General features: G+C 48.9%; 20 protein-coding genes. 18 read left to right on the top strand and 2 right to left on the bottom strand.

The genetic code is table 11. The features are described from left to right. Positions 1-245: 245 nt before the first annotated feature. From rpsB to tilS, 18 genes are all read left to right on the top strand, one after another. Positions 246-974, top strand: a complete 729-nt coding sequence (rpsB, locus tag A5320_RS11350; protein ID WP_068064399.1) for a 30S ribosomal protein S2 — start codon at positions 246-248, stop codon at positions 972-974. A 137-nt stretch (positions 975-1,111) separates the two neighbouring features. Next, positions 1,112-1,984, top strand: a complete 873-nt coding sequence (tsf, locus tag A5320_RS11345) for a translation elongation factor Ts (RefSeq protein WP_068064398.1) — start codon at positions 1,112-1,114, stop codon at positions 1,982-1,984. Between the two features lie 345 nt (positions 1,985-2,329). After that, positions 2,330-3,070 carry a UMP kinase gene (gene pyrH / locus A5320_RS11340; protein WP_068064950.1) on the top strand — a complete coding sequence of 247 codons (741 nt, stop codon included), beginning with the start codon at positions 2,330-2,332 and terminating at the stop codon, positions 3,068-3,070. 195 nt (positions 3,071-3,265) lie between these two features. After that, the gene (frr, locus tag A5320_RS11335; RefSeq protein WP_068064397.1) at positions 3,266-3,823 is read left to right on the top strand and encodes a ribosome recycling factor; all 558 of its coding nucleotides are present in this window, start codon (positions 3,266-3,268) and stop codon (positions 3,821-3,823) included. Positions 3,824-3,934: 111 nt separating this feature from the next. Further along, a complete protein-coding gene (gene uppS, locus A5320_RS11330; protein WP_068064395.1) occupies positions 3,935-4,705 on the top strand; it encodes a polyprenyl diphosphate synthase in 771 nt (256 codons plus the stop codon). 2 nt (positions 4,706-4,707) lie between these two features. Continuing rightward, positions 4,708-5,568: a phosphatidate cytidylyltransferase gene (locus A5320_RS11325; protein WP_068064393.1), complete on the top strand. Its 861-nt coding sequence runs from the start codon at positions 4,708-4,710 to the stop codon at positions 5,566-5,568. Beyond that, complete coding sequence (ispC, locus tag A5320_RS11320) at positions 5,568-6,767, top strand: 1-deoxy-D-xylulose-5-phosphate reductoisomerase (protein WP_068064391.1); 1,200 nt, start codon at positions 5,568-5,570, stop codon at positions 6,765-6,767. The genes A5320_RS11325 and ispC overlap by 1 nt, the downstream gene beginning before the upstream one ends. Continuing rightward, the gene (gene rseP / locus A5320_RS21955; protein ID WP_068064389.1) at positions 6,764-8,119 is read left to right on the top strand and encodes a sigma E protease regulator RseP; all 1,356 of its coding nucleotides are present in this window, start codon (positions 6,764-6,766) and stop codon (positions 8,117-8,119) included. The genes ispC and rseP overlap by 4 nt, the downstream gene beginning before the upstream one ends. 27 nt (positions 8,120-8,146) lie before the next feature. Beyond that, positions 8,147-10,648, top strand: a complete 2,502-nt coding sequence (bamA, locus tag A5320_RS21950) for an outer membrane protein assembly factor BamA (RefSeq protein WP_068064387.1) — start codon at positions 8,147-8,149, stop codon at positions 10,646-10,648. 26 nt (positions 10,649-10,674) lie between these two features. Next, complete coding sequence (locus tag A5320_RS11305; RefSeq protein WP_068064385.1) at positions 10,675-11,190, top strand: OmpH family outer membrane protein; 516 nt, start codon at positions 10,675-10,677, stop codon at positions 11,188-11,190. Next, a complete protein-coding gene (gene lpxD, locus A5320_RS11300; protein ID WP_068064383.1) occupies positions 11,190-12,230 on the top strand; it encodes a UDP-3-O-(3-hydroxymyristoyl)glucosamine N-acyltransferase in 1,041 nt (346 codons plus the stop codon). Before A5320_RS11305 ends, lpxD begins: the two co-directional genes overlap by 1 nt. A gap of 55 nt (positions 12,231-12,285) precedes the next feature. Continuing rightward, positions 12,286-12,738 (top strand): 3-hydroxyacyl-ACP dehydratase FabZ, encoded by a 453-nt coding sequence (fabZ, locus tag A5320_RS11295; protein WP_068064381.1) that lies wholly within the window; start codon positions 12,286-12,288, stop codon positions 12,736-12,738. Between the two features lies 1 nt (position 12,739). Next, a complete protein-coding gene (gene lpxA / locus A5320_RS11290; RefSeq protein WP_068064379.1) occupies positions 12,740-13,510 on the top strand; it encodes an acyl-ACP--UDP-N-acetylglucosamine O-acyltransferase in 771 nt (256 codons plus the stop codon). A gap of 161 nt (positions 13,511-13,671) precedes the next feature. Then, complete coding sequence (gene lpxB, locus A5320_RS11285) at positions 13,672-14,820, top strand: lipid-A-disaccharide synthase (RefSeq protein WP_197490093.1); 1,149 nt, start codon at positions 13,672-13,674, stop codon at positions 14,818-14,820. Further along, the gene (gene rnhB / locus A5320_RS11280; RefSeq protein ID WP_068064376.1) at positions 14,813-15,433 is read left to right on the top strand and encodes a ribonuclease HII; all 621 of its coding nucleotides are present in this window, start codon (positions 14,813-14,815) and stop codon (positions 15,431-15,433) included. Before lpxB ends, rnhB begins: the two co-directional genes overlap by 8 nt. 34 nt (positions 15,434-15,467) lie before the next feature. Continuing rightward, a complete protein-coding gene (dnaE, locus tag A5320_RS11275) occupies positions 15,468-18,935 on the top strand; it encodes a DNA polymerase III subunit alpha (RefSeq protein ID WP_068064374.1) in 3,468 nt (1,155 codons plus the stop codon). 17 nt (positions 18,936-18,952) lie between these two features. Further along, complete coding sequence (accA, locus tag A5320_RS11270; protein WP_068064372.1) at positions 18,953-19,909, top strand: acetyl-CoA carboxylase carboxyl transferase subunit alpha; 957 nt, start codon at positions 18,953-18,955, stop codon at positions 19,907-19,909. Positions 19,910-19,938: 29 nt separating this feature from the next. Then, a complete protein-coding gene (tilS, locus tag A5320_RS11265; protein ID WP_068064369.1) occupies positions 19,939-21,333 on the top strand; it encodes a tRNA lysidine(34) synthetase TilS in 1,395 nt (464 codons plus the stop codon). Here the strand turns inward: tilS and A5320_RS11260 are convergent. Both A5320_RS11260 and A5320_RS11255 read right to left on the bottom strand, forming a co-directional pair. Continuing rightward, a complete protein-coding gene (locus A5320_RS11260; protein ID WP_068064365.1) occupies positions 21,330-22,268 on the bottom strand; it encodes a GGDEF domain-containing protein in 939 nt (312 codons plus the stop codon). The genes tilS and A5320_RS11260 overlap by 4 nt on opposite strands. 149 nt (positions 22,269-22,417) lie before the next feature. After that, positions 22,418-23,575, bottom strand: a complete 1,158-nt coding sequence (locus A5320_RS11255) for a patatin-like phospholipase family protein (protein WP_068064363.1) — start codon at positions 23,573-23,575, stop codon at positions 22,418-22,420. Positions 23,576-23,614: the final 39 nt, after the last annotated feature.

Raw genomic sequence — 23,614 nt, 5'->3', positions numbered from 1 at the left:
ACTTTGCCGTAAATCTACGCAGCAGATTGTGTTTCAAGGGCGCCTATGGTATAAAGCGCGCCGCAATTTGGCAAATAGCTTGTGGCTTTTTTCACGAAATACTACAAATGATGTTGTCAGCTTAGCGAACCAAACTTAATTAAATAACACACATACACCGTCACATAAGCCGGGGTGCCAGTGAAAACTGGTCGGATTTATGGGGTGTATGGAGGCCTAACCCCCACTCAAAGGAAATAACTCTGATGGCAAAAGTTTCAATGCGCGATATGCTCCAGGCGGGCGTACATTTTGGTCACCAAACCCGTTACTGGAACCCAAAAATGAAGCCTTTCATTTTCGGCGCCCGTAACCGCGTTCATATCATCAACCTGGAAAAAACTGTTCCTATGATGAATGACGCACTGGCTTTCATCCAGTCAGTGGCTGCCAAAAAAGGCAAAATCCTGTTTGTTGGTACCAAGCGCGCTGCTTCAGAAGCAATCAAAGAAGCTGCTCAGCAATCTGATCAGTACTTCGTAAACCACCGCTGGTTAGGTGGCATGCTGACTAACTGGAAAACAGTTCGTCAATCTATCAAGCGTCTGAAAGACCTGGAATCACAAAGCCAGGACGGTACTTTTGACAAGCTGACCAAAAAAGAAGCTTTAGACCGTACCCGCGAGATGGAAAAGCTGGACAAGAGCTTAGGTGGTATTAAGGACATGGGCGGCCTGCCTGATGTTCTGTTCGTGATCGATGCCGACCATGAACACATCGCTATCAAAGAAGCAAACAACCTGGGTATTCCAGTAGTTTCTATCGTTGATACTAACTCTGATCCAGAAGGTGTTGACTTTGTCGTTCCAGGCAACGACGACGCTATCCGCGCTATCCAGTTATACCTGGCTGCCGTGAATCAGGCGATCGTTGAAGGACGTGACAAAAACATCGAAGTTCAGGCTGAAGCCGACAACTTCGTTGCTGCTGAGTAATTAGCAGTGTCTGGTGTTTCTGTCATCTGAAACACGACTATACCCGTTATCCTCAAGGGTGACGGGTGTAAAACGTTTAATTTGAACAGGGGCCGCGGCCCCTGTTTGTCTAACCTGATTGAATGCGAGGAATTCCCATGGCTGTTACTGCCGGTATGGTAAAAGAATTACGCGAGCGCACTGGCGCTGGCATGATGGATTGCAAAAAAGCTTTAGAAGAAACCAATGGTGACATCGAAGGCGCAATCGAATTAATGCGTAAAAACGGTCAGGCCAAAGCTGCTAAGAAAGCTGGTCGGATCGCTGCAGAAGGTACTGTTATTACTCGCGTTGGCAACGGTTATGCTGTTGCAATCGAATTTAACTGTGAAACTGACTTCGTCGGTCGTGACGCCAGCTTCCTGGCTTTCGCCAACTCAGTAGCTGACCTGGCACACGCCAACAAGCTGTTCACTATCGAAGAAATCAGTGCTGCTTCATTAGGTGATACCACCGTTGAAGAAGCTCGTGCGACTTTAGTGACTAAAATCGGCGAAAACATCAACGTACGCCGCATTTCATTAGCTCAGGGCGACGTGATCGGTCAATACACTCACTCAGGCCGTATCGGCGTGTTGACTGTATTAGAAGGCGGTAACGAAGAAATCGCAAAAGACGTGGCAATGCACGTTGCTGCTAACAACCCTTCTTTCTTGACACCAGACGCAGTTCCGGCTGAAGTTGTGGCAAAAGAGCAGGAAATCCAGGTTGAAATCGCTATCAACAGCGGCAAAACTAAAGAAATCGCAGAAAAAATGGTTGCTGGTCGTATGACTAAGTTCACCGGCGAAGTTTCTTTAACTGGCCAAATGTTCGTGAAAGACCCAAGCATCACTGTTGGCGAATTCCTGAAACAGAAAGGCGCCAAAGCTGTTAGCTTCATTCGCTTAGAAGTAGGCGAAGGCATCGAGAAACAGGAAACTGACTTCGCTGCTGAAGTTGCTGCACAAATCGCTGCTGCAAAAAAATAATGCAAGCTTTAGCTAATGGCTAAAACCCGCTAAAATAACCGCGACCCGGCCACGCCCGTCGCGGTTTTTTTTTAAATGAGGGAGCAAGAGTCTCAACCTTTGCTATCTGGTGTTCAGGGTCAAAGCCTGAAACTCAGTTCCTCAAAGCACAGCTGACAGAACATTTTCACGAATGATTGGTCGTAGCTGTGATGAAAAAAAGAGTATGCACCGTGATTGCCTCCAATTCCGGTGATGTTGCAGCGCGGACTGCAATAGCAGCAGCCGATTCCCGGCTGAATGGCATGTAAGGAAACCGCAATAATGTTTACAGATGACACTTCAATCCGGCCTGATGGGGATCTCATGAGCACAAGTCCAAAACCAACCTATAGAAGAATTTTATTAAAACTAAGCGGTGAAGCCCTGATGGGTGACGAAGGTTTTGGGATCGATCCCAAAGTACTGGATCGGATGGCCCAGGAAATCAAAGAGCTGGTGGAGCTTGGCGTCCAGGTTGGTATCGTGATTGGTGGTGGTAATATTTTCCGTGGTGAAGGTCTGGCCAAAGCCGGTATGAACCGGGTGGTTGGCGATCATATGGGCATGTTAGCCACTGTGATGAACGGTCTGGCGATGCGTGATGCGTTGCACCGTGCCTTTGTGAACGCCCGTTTGATGAGTGCCTTTCCACTCAATGGTGTTTGCGATAATTACAGCTGGGCAGAAGCCATCAGTTTACTGAAATCTGGCCGGGTAGTGATTTTCTCTGCCGGTACCGGTAACCCATTTTTCACAACAGATTCAGCAGCGTGCTTGCGCGGAATTGAAATCGAGGCCGACTGCGTTTTAAAAGCCACTAAAGTTGACGGCGTCTATTCAGCCGATCCGGTGAAAGATCCAAATGCGACTTTGTACAGTCAGTTGACCTACAACGAAGTGCTGGATAAAGAACTTAAAGTGATGGATTTAGCGGCATTCACCCTGGCTCGTGACCATAATATGCAAATCCGGGTGTTTAATATGAACAAACCTGGAGCATTAAAGCGGGTGATCATGGGTGAGACCGAAGGCACAGTGATCGACCACGCCGAAAATTTGCAGTAGACTAGCGCCCAGCGTTAACCAGCAGAGCCAGATCCTGGCTTAGCTTATACCCAAAATAATTGAAGATGCAGGTAGGCGACAAGTGAGTGAGACCCTAGGAGCATAGTTGTCCTATGTGACTAGGGCGAACGAGCGCAGGCAACAACCCTGCAACTTCAAGGATGACGGGTATAATAACTCAAAGGAAATAATCAGGTGATTAACGATATTATCAAAGACAGCAAAACCCGGATGGAAAAAAGCGTTGATGCGCTGAAAAACCAGTTGACGAAAATTCGTACCGGTCGCGCGCATCCAAGTCTGCTCGACAGCATTCAGGTTTCTTATTACGGTTCTGACACGCCATTGCGTCAGGTCGCCAACGTGTCAGCAGAAGACTCCCGCACCCTGATGATCACGGTATTTGACCGTTCGATGATCCAGGCTGTTGAAAAAGCCATTATGCAATCTGATTTGGGTTTAAACCCAATTGGTGCCGGCACCTCCATTCGTGTACCTTTGCCGGCGCTGACCGAAGAACGTCGTAAAGATTTGGTGAAAGTGGTTCGTGGTGAAGCCGAAGGCGCCCGGGTTGCAGTACGCAACATCCGTCGTGATGCCAATGCTGATTTAAAAGCGCTGCAAAAAGACAAAGAAATCAGTGAAGATGACGAGCGTCGTGGTTCTGAAGAAATTCAGAAAATTACTGATGTCTGGATCAAAAAAGTTGATGAAGTTTTAGCAGACAAAGAAAAAGAACTGATGGCCGTATAGCCAATTAGATCGTTGCTTTGTATACAAAGCGCCGTGCAGTTACTACGCGGCGCTTTTTTGTTCGGATAAACGCTGCAGGTTTGTACCTGTAGCCGCTGCAGGCAGGCACTGATGACAGAAGAGACACAAGCGTTTAACCACGCTTTGCCGCAACATGTCGGAATTATTATGGATGGTAACGGCCGCTGGGCTGAACGCCAGGGTAAACCTCGGGTCTGGGGACACAAAAAAGGCGTGGACGCGGTGCGTCGCGCTGTCAGTTTTTGCCGTAAGCTCGGTATTCCTTCGCTTACACTATTCGCGTTCAGCAGTGAAAACTGGCGCCGACCGGAAGACGAAGTCTCCAGTCTGATGCAGCTGTTTTTATTTGTGCTGGAAAAAGAAGTAAAAGCGCTGCACAAGAACCAGGTGCGGTTGAATATTATTGGTGATTTGTCGCGATTCAGTGACAAGTTACAGGCCAATATCGAAAAGGCGCAACAGCTCACCGCCAACAATACCGGCTTGACGCTGAATGTTGCCGCCAATTATGGTGGGCGCTGGGATATCGCTAACGCTGCACAGCAACTTGCAACACAAGTCGCGGCGGGGCAGTTACAACCCGCTGACATCACCGAACACATGCTGTCGCAACATATTCAGATGCATGAACAACCAGAGCTGGATTTGATGATCCGCACCGGTGGTGATATTCGCATCAGTAACTTTTTATTGTGGCAGGCTGCTTACGCCGAACTTTGCTTTATCGACACTTTATGGCCAGATTTTGACGACCAGGTGTTTGCTGAGGCAATAGCCAGTTTTGTCAGCCGCGAGCGCCGTTATGGCTGCACCGGTGAACAAATCAGGGCCATGGCTGCCGGTTTCACAGAAGGATTATAAGATTGTTTAAACAACGTCTGCTCACGGCATTAGTACTGGCGCCTTTGGCGCTTGGCGCCGTGTTTTACCTGCCGCCGATTGGCTTTGCCATCTTCCTTGGCTGCGCATTTTTAATCGCGGCCTGGGAATGGGCCAGTTTTTGCGGTTGGCAGACAGTGCCACAACGCTTAAGTTTTACTGTCGGGTCAGCATTTTGGTATTTACTGTGTTATCAGGCGTTACCACCGCAGCTGGCGTGGCCGGTGCAAACCAATCTGGTGGCTGAATCAGCTTTGTGGATTGGCGTGGGCTGGTGGTTGCTGGCGGTATTACTGGTGCTTAGTTTCAGTAATACGAAAGCTTACTGGCAACAGCAGAAATTGTTCAAAGCGATGATGGGCTGGCTGACGCTGGTGCCTAGTTTTGCCGCGTTATTGCTGCTTAGAAATGTCAATTATGAGCAATCGACTTTTACCGGGGCCTGGCTGATTTGCATGTTGCTGGGGCTGGTGTGGGCCGCTGATATTGGCGGTTATGTGATTGGTAAACCCTTTGGTAAACATAAGTTGTTGCCAGAAGTTAGCCCGGGTAAAACGCTGGAAGGTATGATTGGCGGCATGGCGTTTGTGATGGCACTTTTGACCGGTGTTGCTGCTTATTTGCAGTGGCCGCAAGGCGTGGCTCTGTGGTATCTGGCGGCGTTTATCCTGACGTTGTTGTCGGTGTTTGGCGATTTATCCGAAAGTATGTTTAAAAGGGTAGCAGGCCTGAAAGACAGCGGCAGCATCTTCCCTGGTCATGGCGGCATCATGGATCGTATCGACAGTCTGACCGCCACGGCACCGTTATTTGCGTTATTTGTTGCTATGTTAGGTGGCTTTTAATGCCCCGTCAGGTTGTCATTTTAGGCTCGACTGGTTCTATTGGTTGCAATACGCTGGATGTGATAGCACAGCACCCGGAGCGCTTTTCGGTGCTGGCGTTGACCGCGGGCCGGCAAGTCGAAAAACTGCTGCAACAATGTTTGGATTTTAAACCCCGTTTTGCAGCTTTGCTCTTGGAGTCTGATGCACGCTGGTTGCGTGAGCAACTGACGATATCTGGTAGTCAAACTGAAGTTCTGGTTGGCGCAGCATCATTTGCAGAACTGGCTGGTCACACAGACGCTGATATTGTGATGGCGGCGATTGTCGGAGCGGCTGGTTTGTTACCAACGCTGGCGGCAGTGAAACAAGGCAAAACGGTATTGCTGGCCAACAAAGAAGCGCTGGTGATGAGCGGAGAATTGTTTATTGATGCGGTTAAACACCATCAAGCAATTTTGTTGCCGATCGACAGCGAGCACAACGCTATTTTCCAATGCCTGCCACCCGCCTTGCAAGCCCATAGTTATCAAGGATCGTTGCCACAGGCCGGTATCTCGAAAATTCTGCTGACTGGCAGTGGCGGCCCATTCCGGCAAACTGATTTAGCCCTGTTTGATCAGATCACGCCCGAGCAAGCGGTTGCTCATCCCAATTGGGCTATGGGGCGGAAAATCTCCGTCGACAGCGCCACCATGATGAACAAAGGCCTCGAGTTTATCGAGACACGCTGGTTGTTTAATTGTCAGCCGCAAGATATTGAAGTGGTGCTGCATCCGCAAAGTATTATTCATTCAATGGTGCAATACAGTGACGGTTCGGTGTTGGCACAGCTTGGTAATCCCGATATGCGCACGCCGATTGCGCATGCGCTGGCATTTCCAGAGCGCATTGCCAGCAACGTTAAACCGCTGGATTTCTTCAATTTAGGTAGCTTCACTTTTGAACGGCCGGAGCCGCAACGTTACCCTTGTCTTGGTCTGGCGATTGACGCCTGTCGACATGGGCAGGGCGCGACAACAGCACTTAATGCCGCCAATGAAGTGGCGGTTGAAGCCTTTTTACAACAACAGATTTCATTTACCGCGATTGCCAAACTGAATGCGCTCTGCCTGGCGCGCTTTGCCAGCCATCAGGCATCACAACTGGATGATATTCTGGCGCTAGACGCTGAAAGCCGGGCTTATGCCCAACAACAACTAAGGAATTTCGTCCGATGAGTGACATACTCTGGAGCCTGATGTCTTTTGTGGTGGCATTGGGATTATTGGTCACTGTCCACGAATTTGGTCATTTTTGGGTGGCGCGTAAAAACGGCATTCTGGTGAAAAAGTTTTCGATTGGTTTTGGCAAAACCTTGTTTAGCTGGCGTGACCGCCAAGGCACCGAATTTATCATTGCTGCGATTCCACTGGGTGGCTATGTGCGGATGCTGGATGAGCGCATTGACCCGGTGTTGCCGCAATTTGCTGATTTAGCTTTTAATAACAAAACAGTACCGCAGCGGATGGCAGTGATTGCCGCCGGGCCCATTGCCAATTTTTTGTTTGCCATTTTCATTTTGGCGGTAATGTATTTGATCGGTGTACCAACGTTAAAGCCAGTGGTGGCCGATGTCATTCCAAATTCAATTGCCGCAACTGCACAGCTGCCAAACGAGCAAAAGATTGTTGCTGTGAATGGCGAAGCTGTCCGCGACTGGCAGGCCATTAGTTTACTGCTGGTCGGGCAGATTGGCCGCGACAATGTCAGCTTCACGATGCAAGATCCAGAAACAGAGGCTGAAGCAACTTATCAGCTGGATTTACGCGATTGGCGCTTTGATCCGGACAAAGACTCTATTTTTACCAGTTTGGGGCTAGTTCCGAAACAAGCAATCGCATTATTAGAGGTCGCCAGCCTGGAAAAAGGCTCTGCTGCAGAAATTTCTGGCCTGCAAATGGGTGATAAATTTATTGCCGCTGCCGGGGTCAGTTTGCAGCGTTGGGATCAACTAGTGCAAATTATTCAGAACAACCCTGGCAAGCCAATTCCGCTGCTGATTGAACGCCAGGGCGCCGAAGTCCGGCTGGATGTGACGCCGCAAAGCCGCACCATGCCGGATGGCTTTCACCAGGGCTTTCTAGGGGTAGCGCCCAAGGTGCAACCGCTTGAAGATTCAATGTTTTTTGAGCAGCAATATGGTCCGGTTGATGCCGTCTGGCAAGGCACAGTAAGGACCTGGCAACTGGTACGCCTGAGCTTTTCGATGGTCGAAAAACTGTTGTTTGGCGATGTGTCAGTCAAGCATTTAAGCGGGCCAATTTCGATTGCGCAAGGTGCTGGAAATAGTGCAGATTTGGGGCTTATTGCCTTCTTATCCTTCCTGGCGCTGATAAGTGTCAACCTTGGTGTGGTAAATTTACTGCCGTTGCCTATTTTGGATGGCGGCCATTTAATGTATCTTGTGGTGGAACTTCTCACCGGCAGGCCGGTCTCTGAGAAAGCGCAGGAGACAGGTTTTAAAATTGGAGCCTTCGTTCTGCTGATGTTAATGGGAATTGCGCTGCTCAACGATATTTCTCGTTTGTAATAAACTAATCATAAGTAGTCCAAAATAATGACAATTAAACGATTAGTAGCCGCGATGTTGTTGGCCACTGCCAGCAACTCGGTGCTCGCTGAACAATCATTTACGGTGAAAGACATTCAGGTGGAAGGCTTGCAACGCGTTGCATTAGGCGCGGCCCTGAATAATCTGCCATTTAATATCGGCGATACAGTGACAGAATACACCCTGTCCAAAGGTATCAAATCTTTATATGCTGCTGGCCATTTTGATGAAATCGCGGTTTTTCGCGATGGAAATACCATCACTTTCCGGGTGAAAGAACGGCCAACAATCAACGCCATAGAGTTTGATGGCAACAAAGACATCAAAGAAGAACAGTTGTCAGAAAGTCTGACCAACCAGAAAATTATCATCGGTGAACAGCTGGATAAAACCATCATCCGTGAAATTGAAAATGGTTTAACTGAGTTCTATCACGGTGTTGGTAAATACAACGCCAAAGTCGCTATTAAACTGACTTACCTGCCACGTAACCGCGTCAACCTGAAGCTAGAATTTGTCGAAGGTGATGCAGCGTCAGTGCGGCAGATCAATATCGTTGGTAATGAGCTGTTTGATGACGCACAAATTCTGAAAGATACCGAATCTTTGGTTGATTTACCCTGGTGGCGTTTTATGGCATCAGATCGTTATCAGAAAGACACCTTAAAAGGCGATTTGGAAAAAGTCCGCAGTTTTTATCTTGACCGTGGCTATTTACGGTTTGAGATTGAAGCCAATACGGTTGCTGTCAGCCCGGACAAAACTTCGGTTTACGTGACGCTCCAGGTGAAAGAAGGCGAGCAATATACCGTCACTGGTGTCGATTTTGTCGGTGATTTGATTGGCCAGGATGAATTTATCAAAGCCATGCTGCCGCTCAAATCCGGACAGTTGTATAACGGTGCTCTGGTCACTTACACCGAGGAAAGTATTGCCAAGTTTCTGGCAAGCTTCGGTTATGCCAATTCCAAAGTCCGCACCAGTACCAATATCAACGATGAAACCAAAGAAGTATCTTTGACCTTGTCAGTTGATCCGGGTAAACGGGTGTACGTGAACCGCATTCTGGTTAGTGGCAATGCCGCGACCAAAGATGAAGTTATTCGCCGTGAAATCCGTCAGATGGAAGGTGCCTGGTTGTCGAACGACACCCTGGAGTCTTCAAAATTATGGGTACAACGTCTGCCGTATATCGAAAAGGTTGAATTTGAAACCAAGCCAGTGCCAGGCACTGAAGACAAAGTTGACGTCGATTTTAAAATCAAAGAACGTTCGTCAGGCAGTTTTAATGCCGGCGTGTCCTTTGGTAGTTATCAGGGGTTGGCTTTCCAGTTTGGTATTGAGCAACAAAGCTTTTTAGGCTCAGGCAACGCAGCTGGTATTAGTCTGAACACCAACAAGTATCAGAAGTCGATTAACCTGTCTTATACCGATGCATATTTCACCCTGGATGGCATCAGTCTGGGCGGCAACGTCTTTTACAGTGATTTTGACGGCAGCAAAGCGGGTGCAGAAGCATATAACCAGACCAGCTACGGCACCGGTCTTAATTTTGGCTTCCCAATCAACGAATACAGCCGACTGAATTTTGGTACTGCCGTTACTTTCAGCGAAATTGCCTATATTCAGGAATTTGATCAGCTGCGTCACTTCCGTGCAGTGTTGGTTGATCCAAACCGTCCGGATCAAGCCTACAAATTTACCAACTATGATGTCTCAGTGGGTTGGATCCGTAGTACTTTAAACCGCGGTACTTTCCCGACTGACGGTTTGCGCGTATCTATATCCGGTAAAATTACCACGCCAAATTCTGATTTAACCTACTTCAAAACCAATTTTGAAGCAGCGAATTACATTGCGTTAAGTAATGATCACAGTTGGTCGTTCCTGAGCAAATTGGAAATGGGTTACGGCAATGGTTATGGCTCGAACAACGGCTACGATCATACTTTGCCATTCAGTGATAACTTCTATGCCGGTGGCCAGAATTTCCGCGGCTTTGAAAACCGGGTCATTGGTCCACGTGCGGTGTATCGTTACGTCAACTCAATACCAGGTCTGCCTGATCCAACAGGTTCAGGTTCAGGTGCTGTGTTGCCAAATCTGCCAATGTCGCCTGAATTCGACAGTTATGATATTTCGACGCGATCTTTTGGTGGTAATGCGATGGCAATTGCGACGCTGGAGTTAATTACCCCAACGCCGCTGTTAAAAGAAGATTATGCCAACTCAGTGCGGACTAGTTTGTTTGTCGATGCCGGTAACGTCTGGGATACCGAGTTCGACATCAACAGATTCGCCAACCTTACCCGATATCAGAATTCCAATTCTCTGCAAAGCGAATTGCTGGATTATTCAGATGCAGGTATGATTCGGGTCTCTGCAGGGGTCACAGTACAGTGGATTTCACCGATGGGTCCATTAACTTTCAGCCTGGCCAAAATCATCAAAAAGTATGATGGTGATGAGCAGGAGAACTTCAGCTTTAATATCGGCACAACTTTTTAAGAATAATTTTGAGGTCAAAGGACATTATGTTTAAGCCAAGCTTTACTAAAACAGCAGTGTTACTCGCCAGTGTTCTGATGGCTGGTTCTGTTACTGCAAAAGAAATGAAAATCGGTGTGGTGAATGTACGTGCCGTGTTCAGCCAAATCCCACAAACAGCGAAAATTCAGGAAGCTCTGAAAACTGAATTTGGTGCTAAGTTTGCAGAAATGCAAAAGCTGGAAAATGACCTGAAGTTTAACATTGAAAAATTTAAACGTGACGGTTCAACGATGAGCGAAGCGCAGAAAAAAGAACTGCAAACCTCAATCGAAAAACAACAGCAACAATATGAGCCAATGGCACGTAGCTTAGAAGAAAGCTACCGTCAGCGTCAGGGCGAAGAGAACAACAAAATTGGTGCTTTAATCAAAACTGCCATTGAAGGTATTGCTGCTAAAGACCAGTATGATGTGATCCTGAACGCTGAAGCTGCTGTGTTTGCCAAGCCAGAGTTTGATATTTCATCAGCTGTGGTGACTCAGGTTAGCAAAGCTAAATAATGTCGGTTTATACATTACAGACATTGGCTGAGCATTTAGGTGCTCAGCTCCATGGAGACGGCGCTGTTGAAGTCAGCGCCGTTGCCACACTTGAGGACGCAATGTCCGGACAGATTACTTTTCTGTCAAACGCCAAATACCGTAAATTTCTGCAGCAGACCAAAGCCTCAGCGTTGCTTATCAAAGCAGAAGATCTGGAGTTTTGCCCTGTTGCTGCATTGGTCGTTAAAGATCCCTATGTAGCTTTTGCCAAAGTGGCGCAGTTGCTTGATACCACACCCGCAGCGGCCAATGGTATCCATCCCACGGCAATTATCGATAGCTCTGCACAGATAGACCCTACGGCTCAACTTGGGCCTTATGTGGTAGTCAGTAAAGATGTAGTGATTGCTGCTGGTGTGCAGATTGGCGCCGGTAGTTTTATCGGCGAAGGGGCGGTAATTGCCGCCAACTGTAGAATCTGGCCTAAAGTGACGGTTTATCATCGGGTTCGTCTTGGTGAGCGTTGTATTGTGCACAGCGGTGCCGTGCTGGGCGCTGACGGTTTTGGCTTTGCCAACGAGCGTGGCCAGTGGCTGAAAATTCCTCAGGTCGGTACTGTGATTGTTGGTGACGACTGTGAAATTGGCGCCAATACCACCATCGATCGTGGTGCAATCGGCGACACGTTGATTGGCAACAATGTCATTCTGGATAATCAGGTGCAAATTGCCCATAACGTCCAGATCGGCGACCATAGCTGCATCGCTGGCTGTACAGTCGTTGCCGGTAGTACTAAAATTGGCAAATATTGTGTGATTGGCGGTGCTTGCGCTATTACCGGCCACATCGAAATTTGTGATGCCGTGCAAATTACCGGCATGTCGATGATCACCAAAGCCATCACTGAAAAAGGCATTTACTCGTCCGGGATGCCAGCAACGACCAATCTGGAATGGCGAAAAAATAACGCCCGTTATCGTCAGCTGGAACAAATATATCAGCGGTTGCGTGATGTCGAGCAGGAACTGGCTCAATTACGTAACGTCACCGGCGAATAACCACATCGTTTTGTTGTGGTTGTTTGTTCTGGTCTAATCAGTCAGAGGGTTCATTTTGACGAATTCATTAAATACCATCGAAATTCAGGAAATTATGGCGTTGTTACCACATCGCTATCCGTTTTTATTAATCGACAGGGTGCTTGATTACACCCCCGGCGAGTCGCTCACCGCCATTAAAAACGTCACCATTAATGAGCCTATTTTTACCGGCCATTTTCCGGGCATGCCAATTTTCCCAGGGGTGTTAATTCTGGAAGCGATGGCACAGGCCACCGGTATTCTTGGGTTTAAAACGGTTACCGAACGCTCAGAAAACGAATTGTACTTGTTTGCCGCTATCGACGAAGCCCGCTTTAAAAAGCCGGTAATGCCTGGCGATCAGATGGTGATTGAAGTGAAGTTTTTAAAAGAACGCCGCAATCTGTGGAAATTCGCTTGTGAAGCCAAAGTGGATGGACAAATTGTCTGTACTGCTGAATTGATGTGTGCCAGAAGAGAGCTTTAATATGATCCATCCTTCAGCAGTGATCGAACCAGGTGCTGTGATTGGCAATAATGTGCGGATTGGCCCTTTTAGCTACATCGGCGCTGGCGTGACATTAGGCGATGATTGTATTGTCGAATCACACGTGGTGATTAAAGGTCCTTCGACCATTGGCCGTGGCAACCATTTTTTCCAGTTCGCCAGTATCGGCGAAGCTTGCCAGGATAAAAAATATAAAAATGAACCGACTGAATTACATATTGGTGATTTTAATATTTTCCGCGAAGGTTGCACTGTGCATCGCGGCACCATTCAGGACAAAGGTTTGACCCTGATTGGCAGCCACAATTTGTTTATGAATTACACCCATGTCGCGCATGACTGTGTGATTGGTAACAATGTTATTTTTGCCAATGGCGCTTCCACCGCAGGACATTGTCACGTTGGTGACTGGGTGATTATTGGTGGCATGAGTGGAGTGCACCAATTCTGTCAGATCGGCTCGCACAGCTTTATTGGCGGCGGTTCTATTGTGGTCAAAGATGTTCCGCCTTTTGTGATGGCGCATGGTTCACACGCAGTGCCAAACGGGATTAACTCAGAAGGCTTAAAGCGTCGAGGTTTTAGTGCCGAGGCCATTCTGGAAATTCGTCGGGCATACAAAGTGTTGTACCGGCAGGGTTTGACGGTCAATGAAGCACTGACCGAGCTTGCTGACAAAACTGAGCAGTGGCCGGAAATTAAGTTATTTACGAGTTTTATTCAGAATTCAACGCGTGGTATTGTCCGTTAACTGATTGCAATACAACCATTTTTGAAGCGCCGTTGTCGGGTCTGACAACGGCGTTTTTATTTGCGTTCAGCAGCAAAGCAACCCGATAAAATGCTGCCGTGATTGCCTAAAGCAAGGTAAGATCGGTCGTATATATCCAGCAAGGATCCGATAATAACGTGATGCAATCTAATACTTCACCTTTAAAAATTGCCCTGATTGCCGGTGAACATTCCGGTGATATCCTCGGCGCTGATTTAATCCGGGCGCTAAAACTGGCGCAGCCAAATGCTGAATTTTATGGCATTGGCGGTGATCGGATGCGCGCCGAAGGCTTAAAAGCCGTATTTGATATGGAAGAGTTGGCAGTGATGGGGATTGTTGAGGTGCTGGGGCGGTTGCCACGGTTGCTTAAAGTACGCCGTGAAATTCTGGCGCATTTTACCACGCACAAACCGGACTTATTTATTGGCATTGACGCGCCGGATTTTAATTTACCGGTCGAGTTGAAGCTCAAACAAGCCGGTATTAAAACCGTGCATTATGTCAGCCCGTCCGTCTGGGCCTGGCGGCAAAAACGGATTTTTAAAATTGCTGCGGCCACTGATTTAGTACTGGCGTTGTTGCCGTTTGAAAAAGCCTTTTACGATTTACATCAGGTACCTTGTACCTTTGTTGGCCATACCTTAGCCGATCAGATGCCATTACAACCGGACAAAACCGCGGCCAAAGTCGCGCTTGGATTTACTGCGGATAAACCGTTACTGGCGCTGATGCCAGGCAGTCGCACCAATGAAATCAAATTATTAGCGCCAGAATTTTTACGGGCTGCCGTGCAGTTACAGCAGCAAAACCCAGGTTTACAGCTGGTTTGTAATATGGTGACGCCGGTCAAAGCCGAATTATTTAGCCAAATATGCCGCGAGATCGCGCCGGATCTTAGGTTAACCTTGTTGATTGGTCAGGCCAGGCAAACGCTGACCGCCGCCGATGCAGTGTTAATCGCTTCCGGCACAGCGACTTTGGAAGCGATGTTGGCTAAAACGCCAATGGTGGTAGCATACAAAACCAACTGGCTGACCTATCAAATTGCCAGTCGGCTGGTGAAAGTCGACTTTTTTAGTTTGCCGAATTTACTGGCGAAAAAAGCACTGGTGCCGGAATTTCTGCAGGATCAGGTGACAGTGCCGGCGCTGGTCAGCGCGATGCAGCCATTGCTGATGCAATCAGGTAGCGCAACCCAGGCCGCTTTTACCGATATTCATCAACAAATTCGCTGCGATGCCAGCGCGCAAGCCGCTAAAGCGGTGCTGGAGTTATTACATGACTGATTACCAAAGGCCAGACTTCTCATTCATCGCCGGCGTCGACGAAGTAGGCCGTGGCCCGCTGGTAGGCGCTGTGGTCACTGCCGCCGTGATCCTCGACCCAAATAATCCAATCAGCGGTTTAAATGACTCAAAAAAACTCAGCGAGAAAAAACGGCTATTGCTGGCAGAAGAAATTCGCAGTAAAGCACTGAGCTGGAGTTTAGGCCGGGCCGAAGTTGAAGAAATTGACGAGTTGAATATTCTGCACGCCACTATGCTGGCGATGCAGCGGGCTGTCGCCGGGTTACACATCAAGCCAGAGTGGGTGCTGGTGGACGGTAATAGAGTACCTGATGGCCTCAAACACTGCGGTAGTGCGGTAGTGAAAGGCGATAGTTTAGTGCCGGAAATCAGCGCCGCTTCTATTATCGCCAAAGTGGCCAGGGACGCTGAAATGACCGAGTTACATCAGCAATATCCGGAATACAATTTTGCCGGGCATAAGGGCTACCCGACTGCCGAGCATCTGGCGGCTATTGCAAAACACGGTATTCTGGCGGAACATCGTCGCAGCTATAAGCCGGTGCGGGACGCGATTGAACGTGGTCCAGGCGCCGGCGATGACAGCGTTTAACCAGATCTAATTCACAGCATTAGCAAGGATAAGCATGGAACCGGGTTTTGTGCACCTTCGGGTACACAGCGATTTTTCGATGATCGACGGCGTCAGTAAAATTAAGCCGATAGTCAGTGCTGCCAAAAAGCTCGGCATGCCGGCATTGGCGCTGACCGATCAGATGAATATGTGTGGCCTGGTGCGGTTTTACAGCACGGCGCATGATGCGGGCATTAAGCCGATTGTCGGCGCTGATGTCTGGGCGCAACATCCGTTGTTTCCGGGTGAAGCTTGTCGCATGCTCATTCTGGCGGCCGACAACGAAGGTTATCAGAACCTGACCATGTTGCTGTCCAAAGCTTATCTGCGTGGCCATGTGGCGGAAAAACCGCAAATCGACCACGACTGGCTGATTGAACACAATGCCGGGCTGATTGTGCTTTCAGGCGCCAAAGACGGCCCGTTGGGCAAAGCACTCATCAAAGGCAATAAAGGCAGTAGCGATCAGTTAGTGGCCTTTTATCAGCAACATTTCCCCAACCGGTTTTTCCTCGAAGTGACCCGCACTGGCCGGGTTGATGAAGAAATTTATCTGCAACAGGCGGTGACGCTGGCCGAAGATACCGGCCTGCCGTTGGTTGCGACCAATGAAGTGGTGATTTTAACTGCTGATGATTTTTCCGCCCACGAAATCCGGGTCGCCATCCACGATGGTTACACGCTGGAAGACAAACGCCGGCCGAAAAACTACAGCGAGCAGCAATATTTACGCAGTAGCGAAGAAATGCAGGCGCTGTTTCACGATTTACCAGAAGCCCTGGCCAACTCGGTGGAAATTGCCAAACGCTGTAACGTCACCATTCGTTTGGGCGAATATTTCCTGCCGGCTTTTCCGACCGGTGGTATGACCGACGGCGATTTCCTGGTGCTGAAATCACGTGAAGGCCTGGAAGACCGTTTACAAATTCTGTTTCCGGATGAAGCGGCACGCGTTGAAAAACGTATCCCTTATGACGAGCGGCTGCAAATTGAACTTGATGTTATCAACCAGATGGGGTTCCCAGGTTACTTCCTGGTGGTGATGGAGTTTATTCAGTGGTCCAAGGATAACGACATTCCGGTGGGGCCGGGTCGGGGTTCGGGTGCCGGTTCTTTAGTGGCTTACGCGCTGAAAATCACTGACTTAGATCCGCTGGAATTCGACTTACTGTTTGAACGGTTTCTGAACCCGGAGCGGGTGTCGATGCCCGACTTTGACGTCGATTTTTGTATGGATCGGCGCGACGAAGTGATTGAACACGTCTCCGACATGTATGGTCGGGAAGCGGTATCGCAAATTATTACCTTCGGTACCATGGCGGCAAAAGCGGTGATCCGCGATGTTGGCCGGGTACTAGGCCATCCATATGGTTTTGTTGACCGGATTTCCAAGCTGATCCCGCCAACGCCGGGTATGACGCTGGAGCAGGCTTTTATCGAAGAGCCGCGCCTGCCTGAGCTGTATGCCGCTGATCAGGAAGTCAAAGATCTGATTGATATGGCGCGTCGGCTGGAAGGCGTGACCCGAAACGCCGGTAAACACGCCGGTGGTGTGGTGATCGCGCCCACTAAAATTACCGATTTTGCCCCAGTCTATTGCGACAGCGAAGGCAATAACCCGGTCACCCAGTTTGATAAAAACGACGTTGAATATGCCGGCTTGGTGAAATTCGACTTCCTCGGCCTGCGCACCCTGACCATTTTGCAATGGGCAGTGAATATGGTAAACGAGCGGCACCTGAAAGAGGGCAAGCCGCCGGTCGATATCACGCAAATTCCGCTGGTCGATAAAAAAAGTTACGACATGCTGATGAAAGCGGAGACCACTGCGGTATTCCAGCTGGAATCGCGTGGCATGAAAGACTTAATCCGCCGCCTGCAGCCCGACTGCTTCGAAGATATGATTGCACTAGTGGCGCTGTTCCGGCCGGGTCCGCTGCAATCGGGCATGGTAGATAACTTTATCGACCGTAAACGCGGCCGCGAAGCGATTTCGTATCCGGATGCTACCTGGCAACACGAATCGCTGAAACCCATTCTGGAACCAACCTACGGCATTATTCTGTACCAAGAGCAGGTGATGCAGATTGCCCAGGTGCTGTCAGGTTATTCCCTGGGTGGCGCTGACTTATTGCGCCGCGCTATGGGTAAGAAAAAACCGGAAGAAATGGCCAAGCAGCGCGACACCTTCCAGAATGGCGCAGCCGATAATGGTGTTGATCCGGAACTGGCGATGAAAATCTTCGACCTGGTGGAGAAATTCGCCGGTTATGGTTTTAACAAATCGCACTCCGCCGCCTATGCACTGGTGTCGTATCAGACGCTGTGGATGAAAGCGCATTTCCCGGCCGAATTTATGGCGGCGGTGATGTCGGCGGATATGGATAACACCGACAAAATCGTCACTTTGGTCGATGAATGTGAGCAAATGAAGCTCAAACTGATTCCGCCTGACGTCAATTCCGGTTTGTATAAATTCACCGTCAACGAGCTTGGCCATATTGTCTATGGCATTGGTGCGATTAAAGGGGTGGGTGAAGGCCCGATTGAAGCCATTATTGAAGCGCGCACCCAAAAAGGTGCTTTTGTCGATTTATTCGATTTTTGCGCCAAAGTGGATTTAAAAAAGCTTAACCGTCGTGTCATAGAAAAGCTGATATTATCGGGTGCAATGGATAGACTAGGGCCACATCGCGCTTCGTTGATGGCAACGCTGGAAGAAGCGATGAAAGCCGCTGAACAACACGCTAAAGCCGAAGCCGTTGGCCAAAGTGATTTATTTGGCTTGTTGTCGCCAGAACCTGAAATGTCGGCCAAAGCCTTTAAACAAGTGCCGGTGTGGCCGGACGAAGTCTGGCTCGAAGGGGAGCGCGAAACGCTGGGGCTTTATCTGACCGGTCATCCGATCAACCGTTATTTGGCCGAATTGCATCATTACAGCAGTTGTCGACTGGTTGAAATGCAGCCGGGACGGCGTGACCAAACCGTGCATGCCTGCGGTTTGGTGGTGTCGGTGCGGGTGCTGATCAACAAAAAAGGCCGGCGCTGGGCTTTAGTGCAATTAGATGACAAATCAGCTCGCTTAGATGTACGTTTTTTCCCCGAACAATTCGAGAACTTCGAGCATCTGCTGCAAAAAGACCGGGTTTTGGTGGTTTCTGGACAGGTCAGCTTTGATGATTTCAGTGGCGGCCTTACAATGACCGGCCGCGAAGTGGTCGAAATCACCCAAGCGAGGGAAAAATGTCTTAAATCCCTGTTGGTTATGGTAGATTCAGCGCAGGTTGGCGCGGATTATTTGCCGAGGTTACAGCGGGTACTAACCGAATTTAAAGCGGGCACTGTACCGGTACAGGTCCGCTATCAACGCCAGGAAGGCGCTGTAACGATGGCTTTGGGAACTGAATGGTGGGTAACGCCCACAGACGCTTTGTTGCATCAGTTAAAACAATTAGCAACAATACATCTTGAATTTAACTAAGTAGGTAGTGACAGTCGATGATGCTGAATTATTTAGAGTTTGAGCAACCGATTGCGGAACTTGAAGCAAAAATAGAAGAACTGCGCAAAGTCAGCCGCAATGGCGAGTTCGATCTCGGCTTGGAAGAAGAAGTGAACAAGCTCAAAGAAAAGAGCCTGACGCTGACCAAAAAAATCTTTGCTGAGCTGGGTGCCTGGCAAGTCGCACAATTAGCGCGGCACCCGATGCGTCCTTATACGCTTGATTATATTAAGCATATTTTCACTGATTTTGATGAACTGGCGGGCGATCGTACTTTTGCCAATGATGCCGCTATTGTTTGTGGTACTGCCCGGTTAGGTGAGCGCACTGTGATGATCATCGGCCATCAGAAAGGCCGCGATACCCACGAAAAAATTAAACGGAACTTCGGCATGCCACGGCCGGAAGGTTATCGTAAAGCGCTGCGGATGTTTGAAATGGCCGAGCGTTTTAATATGCCGATCATTACCTTTATCGACACCCCAGGTGCTTATCCGGGCATTGGCGCGGAAGAACGTGGTCAGAGTGAAGCCATTGCCCGTAACTTAAAAGTGATGGCTGGGTTAAAAGTGCCAGTGCTTTGTACCGTCATTGGTGAAGGTGGTTCTGGTGGCGCATTGGCGATTGGTGTTGGCGATCAGGTTAACATGCTGCAATACAGTACCTATTCGGTGATTTCGCCTGAGGGTTGTGCTTCTATTCTGTGGAAAAGTGCTGAAAAAGCGCCATTGGCCGCCGATGCGATGGGCATTACTGCACCACGCTTAAAAGAGCTGAATCTGATTGACGAAATTATTCCGGAACCATTAGGCGGAGCGCACCGTGCTCATGAGCAAATGGCCGCCAGTCTGAAACAAGCCTTACTGCGTGATTTAGCCAAACTGGATAAATTATCAGTTGCTGAACTCTTGGATCGCCGTTATAAACGGTTGATGTCCTTCGGTTACTGCTAAACAGGAAGCCGCCTAGTGCGGCTTTTTTTATGCCCGATTTAAAACCTGATCTAACGAAAGAGCCGGTCAGCCACTTGATCCGCGAACTTGATGCGGCGATTGAGCTGCAGCTGCAAAGTTATGCCATTCAAAACGTGGTGTTGGGACTCAGTGGCGGGCTGGATTCGACGCTGCTGTTACAGTTATTGGTGCGCTGGCAGGCAAGCGCACCAAACCGACAGCTGCAGGCAGTGCATGTGCATCATGGTTTAAGCGCAAATGCTGACGCTTGGGCAGTATTTTGTCAGCAGCAGTGTGACAGACTCGGCGTGCCGCTGCGGATCCGTCATATTCGTCTTGCAACATCAGCCAATATCGAAGCGCAGGCTCGGACTTTACGATATCAGGTATTGACCGGGCAGCTGCTTGGTTCCTCCCACAACGCACTATTAACGGCACATCACGCCGATGATCAGCTGGAAACCTTGTTGCTGGCGTTAAAGCGCGGCAGTGGTCCTGCCGGGCTTGCTGGTATTTCGAGTGCAAAACCTGTGGGCGATGCCTGGATATTACGGCCGTTGTTAAATTTTGAACGAGAACAGTTGGAAGCCGCTGCCAAAGATTTGCAGCTGAGTTGGATTAACGATGAAAGTAATCTGGATCCCCGGTTTGACCGCAATTTTTTGCGCCTTGAAGTGCTGCCACTGTTAAAACAGCGCTGGGGATCAATTGCCACGACCGCCAGTCGAAGCTTGCAACAGTTAGGGCAGGTGCAGCAAGTCAACGATCACTTATTGCAGCGCCACTTGGCGGAAATTTCCGGTGCTGAGCAGTTATCGGTTGCCGGCTTGATGCAGCATGATGATTTGACGCAAAACTTGCTGCTGCGGTTATGGTTGAAACAGTTTGGGTTAAATCCTGGCAGCGAGCGGCTGCTGCGGATCAAACAGGAACTGATCCAGGCTAAAGCCGATGCCGAACCGCAAATTTTGTTGGGCGGTCATAGTCTGCGCCGTTTTGCTGGTTATTTGTATTTATTAAACCCGTCACAACATCAGTCTGTTATGACAAAACCACCCAGTCTGCAACCGTTGTTGCCGGGAGAAATTGTCAGGCTAGCGGATGGCAGAAGGATGGTGTGGCAAACACAGCAGGCTGATTTTGGTGCAGATGCCAGTTATTGGCCTTTAGCTGTAGCAACAGATGCTTCATTAGAGTTAGGTTTTGGCTGGCTCAGTTACCGGTTTAAACCGGCTGGTTACCCGCACAATAAGCCGTTAAAACAGTGGTTTAAACTTTGGAAGGTGCCGCCCTGGCAACGTGGCTCCGTGCCGTCAATCATTGCCGGGCAGCAAATTTTACTGGTGGTGGATCATGGGGCGACTTGTGGTCCAACCGCAGCACAAAGTTGGCTTTCGGTTAGTGCTGCACCCCAATCCACTTAAGCTTTGGCGAGTTCTGCCAATGAGGTATTGGCTTTTGCAGATTGCCGTACCAGGTTTTTACCGGCTTGTTTGGCCTGATATAACGCGCTATCCGCGCGATTAAACAGACTTTTGCAATCTTCCGTTTCGACCAATTGTGCCAATCCGGCACTGGCAGAAACACCAAATTTGTCGCAAGTATGGTGCTGTGAAATGGCTTTTACTAAACGATGTGCGACCAATTCGGCACTCGATGCGTCTTCTGAGGTCAATAACACCGCAAATTCATCACCACCAAAACGGAATAAATTGTCGCTGACGCGCAAGGTATTACGCATTGCATCAGCTACTGAAAGTAATACTTCGTCACCGGCGTGGTGACCGTGGTGATCATTCACCGCTTTGAAGTTGTCTAAATCGAGCAGGATTAGTGCACAAGGCTGTTGTTTTCGTTCAGAAAATTGTACGGCCTTAGCAAAGGAATCATCAAAGAACCGCCGATTGCCAAGGCCGGTCAGCGTGTCTTTTAGTGCCAGCTGTTGTAAGCGGGTGACCACCAAAGCATTTCGAAGCGGAAACAACCATTGGGTTTCCAGCTCCAGTAACCGTCTTTGTTGTAGCGGACTAATTTGCACTTCACTTTGATACACCAGTTCAGCCAGACATTGATCGTTGAGTAGCAGCATGCTGCGATATTCATGCTCTGCCGGATACGAGCCCGCCGCGCTGAACACGCCAACCGCAGTATGCATTTCAATTGCCGTCAGCGGCAAAACTTTGCCCGCAGCCATCGAGAAAATTTGCAGCTGCTGTGCCAAATCAAGACTGGTTTGCAGTTGTTCAACCAAACCTGGTCCAACGGTATTGGTCAAATGTGACCAATTTGGTTTTGATGTGACGCTGGCGTAACTTGGAACGTGATCCAAAGACATTTCGCTAAAGCTGAACAATTCCATCAGCCTGCTCCTGTAAAAGAGTGATATTTGTACAGAGCAGGATCTATGCCATTATTTAATAGCTATGGAATACATATGGTTACAAATGTTGATAACTGACAGCCTGTTGGTCGTCAGCAAATTGACGGCAATAAGCTGCCCGTTTAGCTTCAGTTGACTTCAGGCTCTTCAGCGTTTGGCGCTAAAAACGCCATAATTTCGTCCATTTGCAGCATGGCGTCGTCATAACCTAATTCAATCAATCGTTTGGTAAATGACTTTTCAAATAACAGGTAACTGGCGAGACTGGAATCCGAGTGTTGTTTGATGCCGATGCAGCGCAGTAAGGTGCGCACCGCCATCGGCAATGCCAGATAATTTTCGCTGGCGAGCTGATTAAAGTTGGTGCTGGGGTTAATTAGTAAACTTTGCACCGGTTTCAGTTCGGTTTTGATTTGATGCTGCTGCAATGTTTGAATGGTTTTATTCACCCGCAGCATCCGTTCCAGATCTGCGGTTAAAGTATCAGAAAAAATACTGTCCAGCAGATGACCAGCGATAGTGGAAAGATTCGGATGATGGGGCATTTGCTGTAGATGTTCGCGGCGTCTGGGTTGTTCCAACCCGATAATCAGAATTTTGTCGGCGCCGAGGTGAATAGGCGCACTAAGCGGTGCCAATTGATTGACGCTACCATCACCATAATAATGTTGATTGATCCGCACTGACGGCATCACCAGCGGAATAGCGGCCGACGCCATCAGATGGTGAATACCCAGCAAAGTACGCTGACCGCAGCGACGCGAACGTTGCCATTCCGGTGCATCTTTGGACTGGAAAAATGTAATGGAATCGCCGCTGTTATAGCAACTGGCGGTCACTGACACGCTGTCGAGATAACCGCCCATAATATTCCGGTCTAGCCGTTTTAAATCCAGCAGTTCGTTCAGCAGCAGTTTCAGCGGTTTGTTGTCGAGTAACGAGACTGGTTTGTGATTGGCGTAATCTGCCTGAAATGCGCTGAAAAACCCTCGCAGCAGATGATAGGAAGCTCGGAAATAATCGGAATAGTACACATGATGGGTATGAAAGTTTTTCCAGATCCATTCCAGTTTGCGCACCCCTAAGTGAAAACAACTGGCGTAACAGGCGACCGCAGTGCCATTGATCGCGCCAGCGGACGTGCCACAAATAATCTGAAACGGCGATTTACTGTTACGCGGATACTGCTGAGCTATCGCTTTAAGCACACCAACCTGATAAGCAGCTCTGGCGCCGCCACCGGTCAGTAATAAGGCTATTTTGGGGTTTTGCTTTAAATCACTCATACAACACGACAAACAGCCTGCGGCTTTAACTTTACTTTG

The organism is Rheinheimera sp. SA_1, from assembly GCF_001669775.1.
Classification (GTDB): Bacteria; Pseudomonadota; Gammaproteobacteria; order Enterobacterales; family Alteromonadaceae; genus Pararheinheimera.
This window is presented reverse-complemented; position numbering and strand designations above follow the sequence as displayed.

Excerpts from the sequence above, each read along its gene's own strand:
- rnhB (WP_068064376.1), top strand. The coding sequence starts at position 14,813 with ATGACTGATTACCAAAGGCCAGACTTCTCATTCATCGCCGGCGTCGAC.
- accA (WP_068064372.1), top strand. The coding sequence starts at position 18,953 with ATGATGCTGAATTATTTAGAGTTTGAGCAACCGATTGCGGAACTTGAA.
- tsf (WP_068064398.1), top strand. The coding sequence starts at position 1,112 with ATGGCTGTTACTGCCGGTATGGTAAAAGAATTACGCGAGCGCACTGGC.
- lpxB (WP_197490093.1), top strand. The coding sequence starts at position 13,672 with ATGCAATCTAATACTTCACCTTTAAAAATTGCCCTGATTGCCGGTGAA.
- A5320_RS11305 (WP_068064385.1), top strand. The coding sequence starts at position 10,675 with ATGTTTAAGCCAAGCTTTACTAAAACAGCAGTGTTACTCGCCAGTGTT.
- rpsB (WP_068064399.1), top strand. The coding sequence starts at position 246 with ATGGCAAAAGTTTCAATGCGCGATATGCTCCAGGCGGGCGTACATTTT.
- tilS (WP_068064369.1), top strand. The coding sequence starts at position 19,939 with ATGCCCGATTTAAAACCTGATCTAACGAAAGAGCCGGTCAGCCACTTG.
- lpxA (WP_068064379.1), top strand. The coding sequence starts at position 12,740 with ATGATCCATCCTTCAGCAGTGATCGAACCAGGTGCTGTGATTGGCAAT.
- A5320_RS11260 (WP_068064365.1), bottom strand. The coding sequence starts at position 22,268 with ATGGAATTGTTCAGCTTTAGCGAAATGTCTTTGGATCACGTTCCAAGT.
- A5320_RS11255 (WP_068064363.1), bottom strand. The coding sequence starts at position 23,575 with ATGAGTGATTTAAAGCAAAACCCCAAAATAGCCTTATTACTGACCGGT.
- uppS (WP_068064395.1), top strand. The coding sequence starts at position 3,935 with ATGACAGAAGAGACACAAGCGTTTAACCACGCTTTGCCGCAACATGTC.
- pyrH (WP_068064950.1), top strand. The coding sequence starts at position 2,330 with ATGAGCACAAGTCCAAAACCAACCTATAGAAGAATTTTATTAAAACTA.
- bamA (WP_068064387.1), top strand. The coding sequence starts at position 8,147 with ATGACAATTAAACGATTAGTAGCCGCGATGTTGTTGGCCACTGCCAGC.
- dnaE (WP_068064374.1), top strand. The coding sequence starts at position 15,468 with ATGGAACCGGGTTTTGTGCACCTTCGGGTACACAGCGATTTTTCGATG.
- rseP (WP_068064389.1), top strand. The coding sequence starts at position 6,764 with ATGAGTGACATACTCTGGAGCCTGATGTCTTTTGTGGTGGCATTGGGA.
- lpxD (WP_068064383.1), top strand. The coding sequence starts at position 11,190 with ATGTCGGTTTATACATTACAGACATTGGCTGAGCATTTAGGTGCTCAG.
- ispC (WP_068064391.1), top strand. The coding sequence starts at position 5,568 with ATGCCCCGTCAGGTTGTCATTTTAGGCTCGACTGGTTCTATTGGTTGC.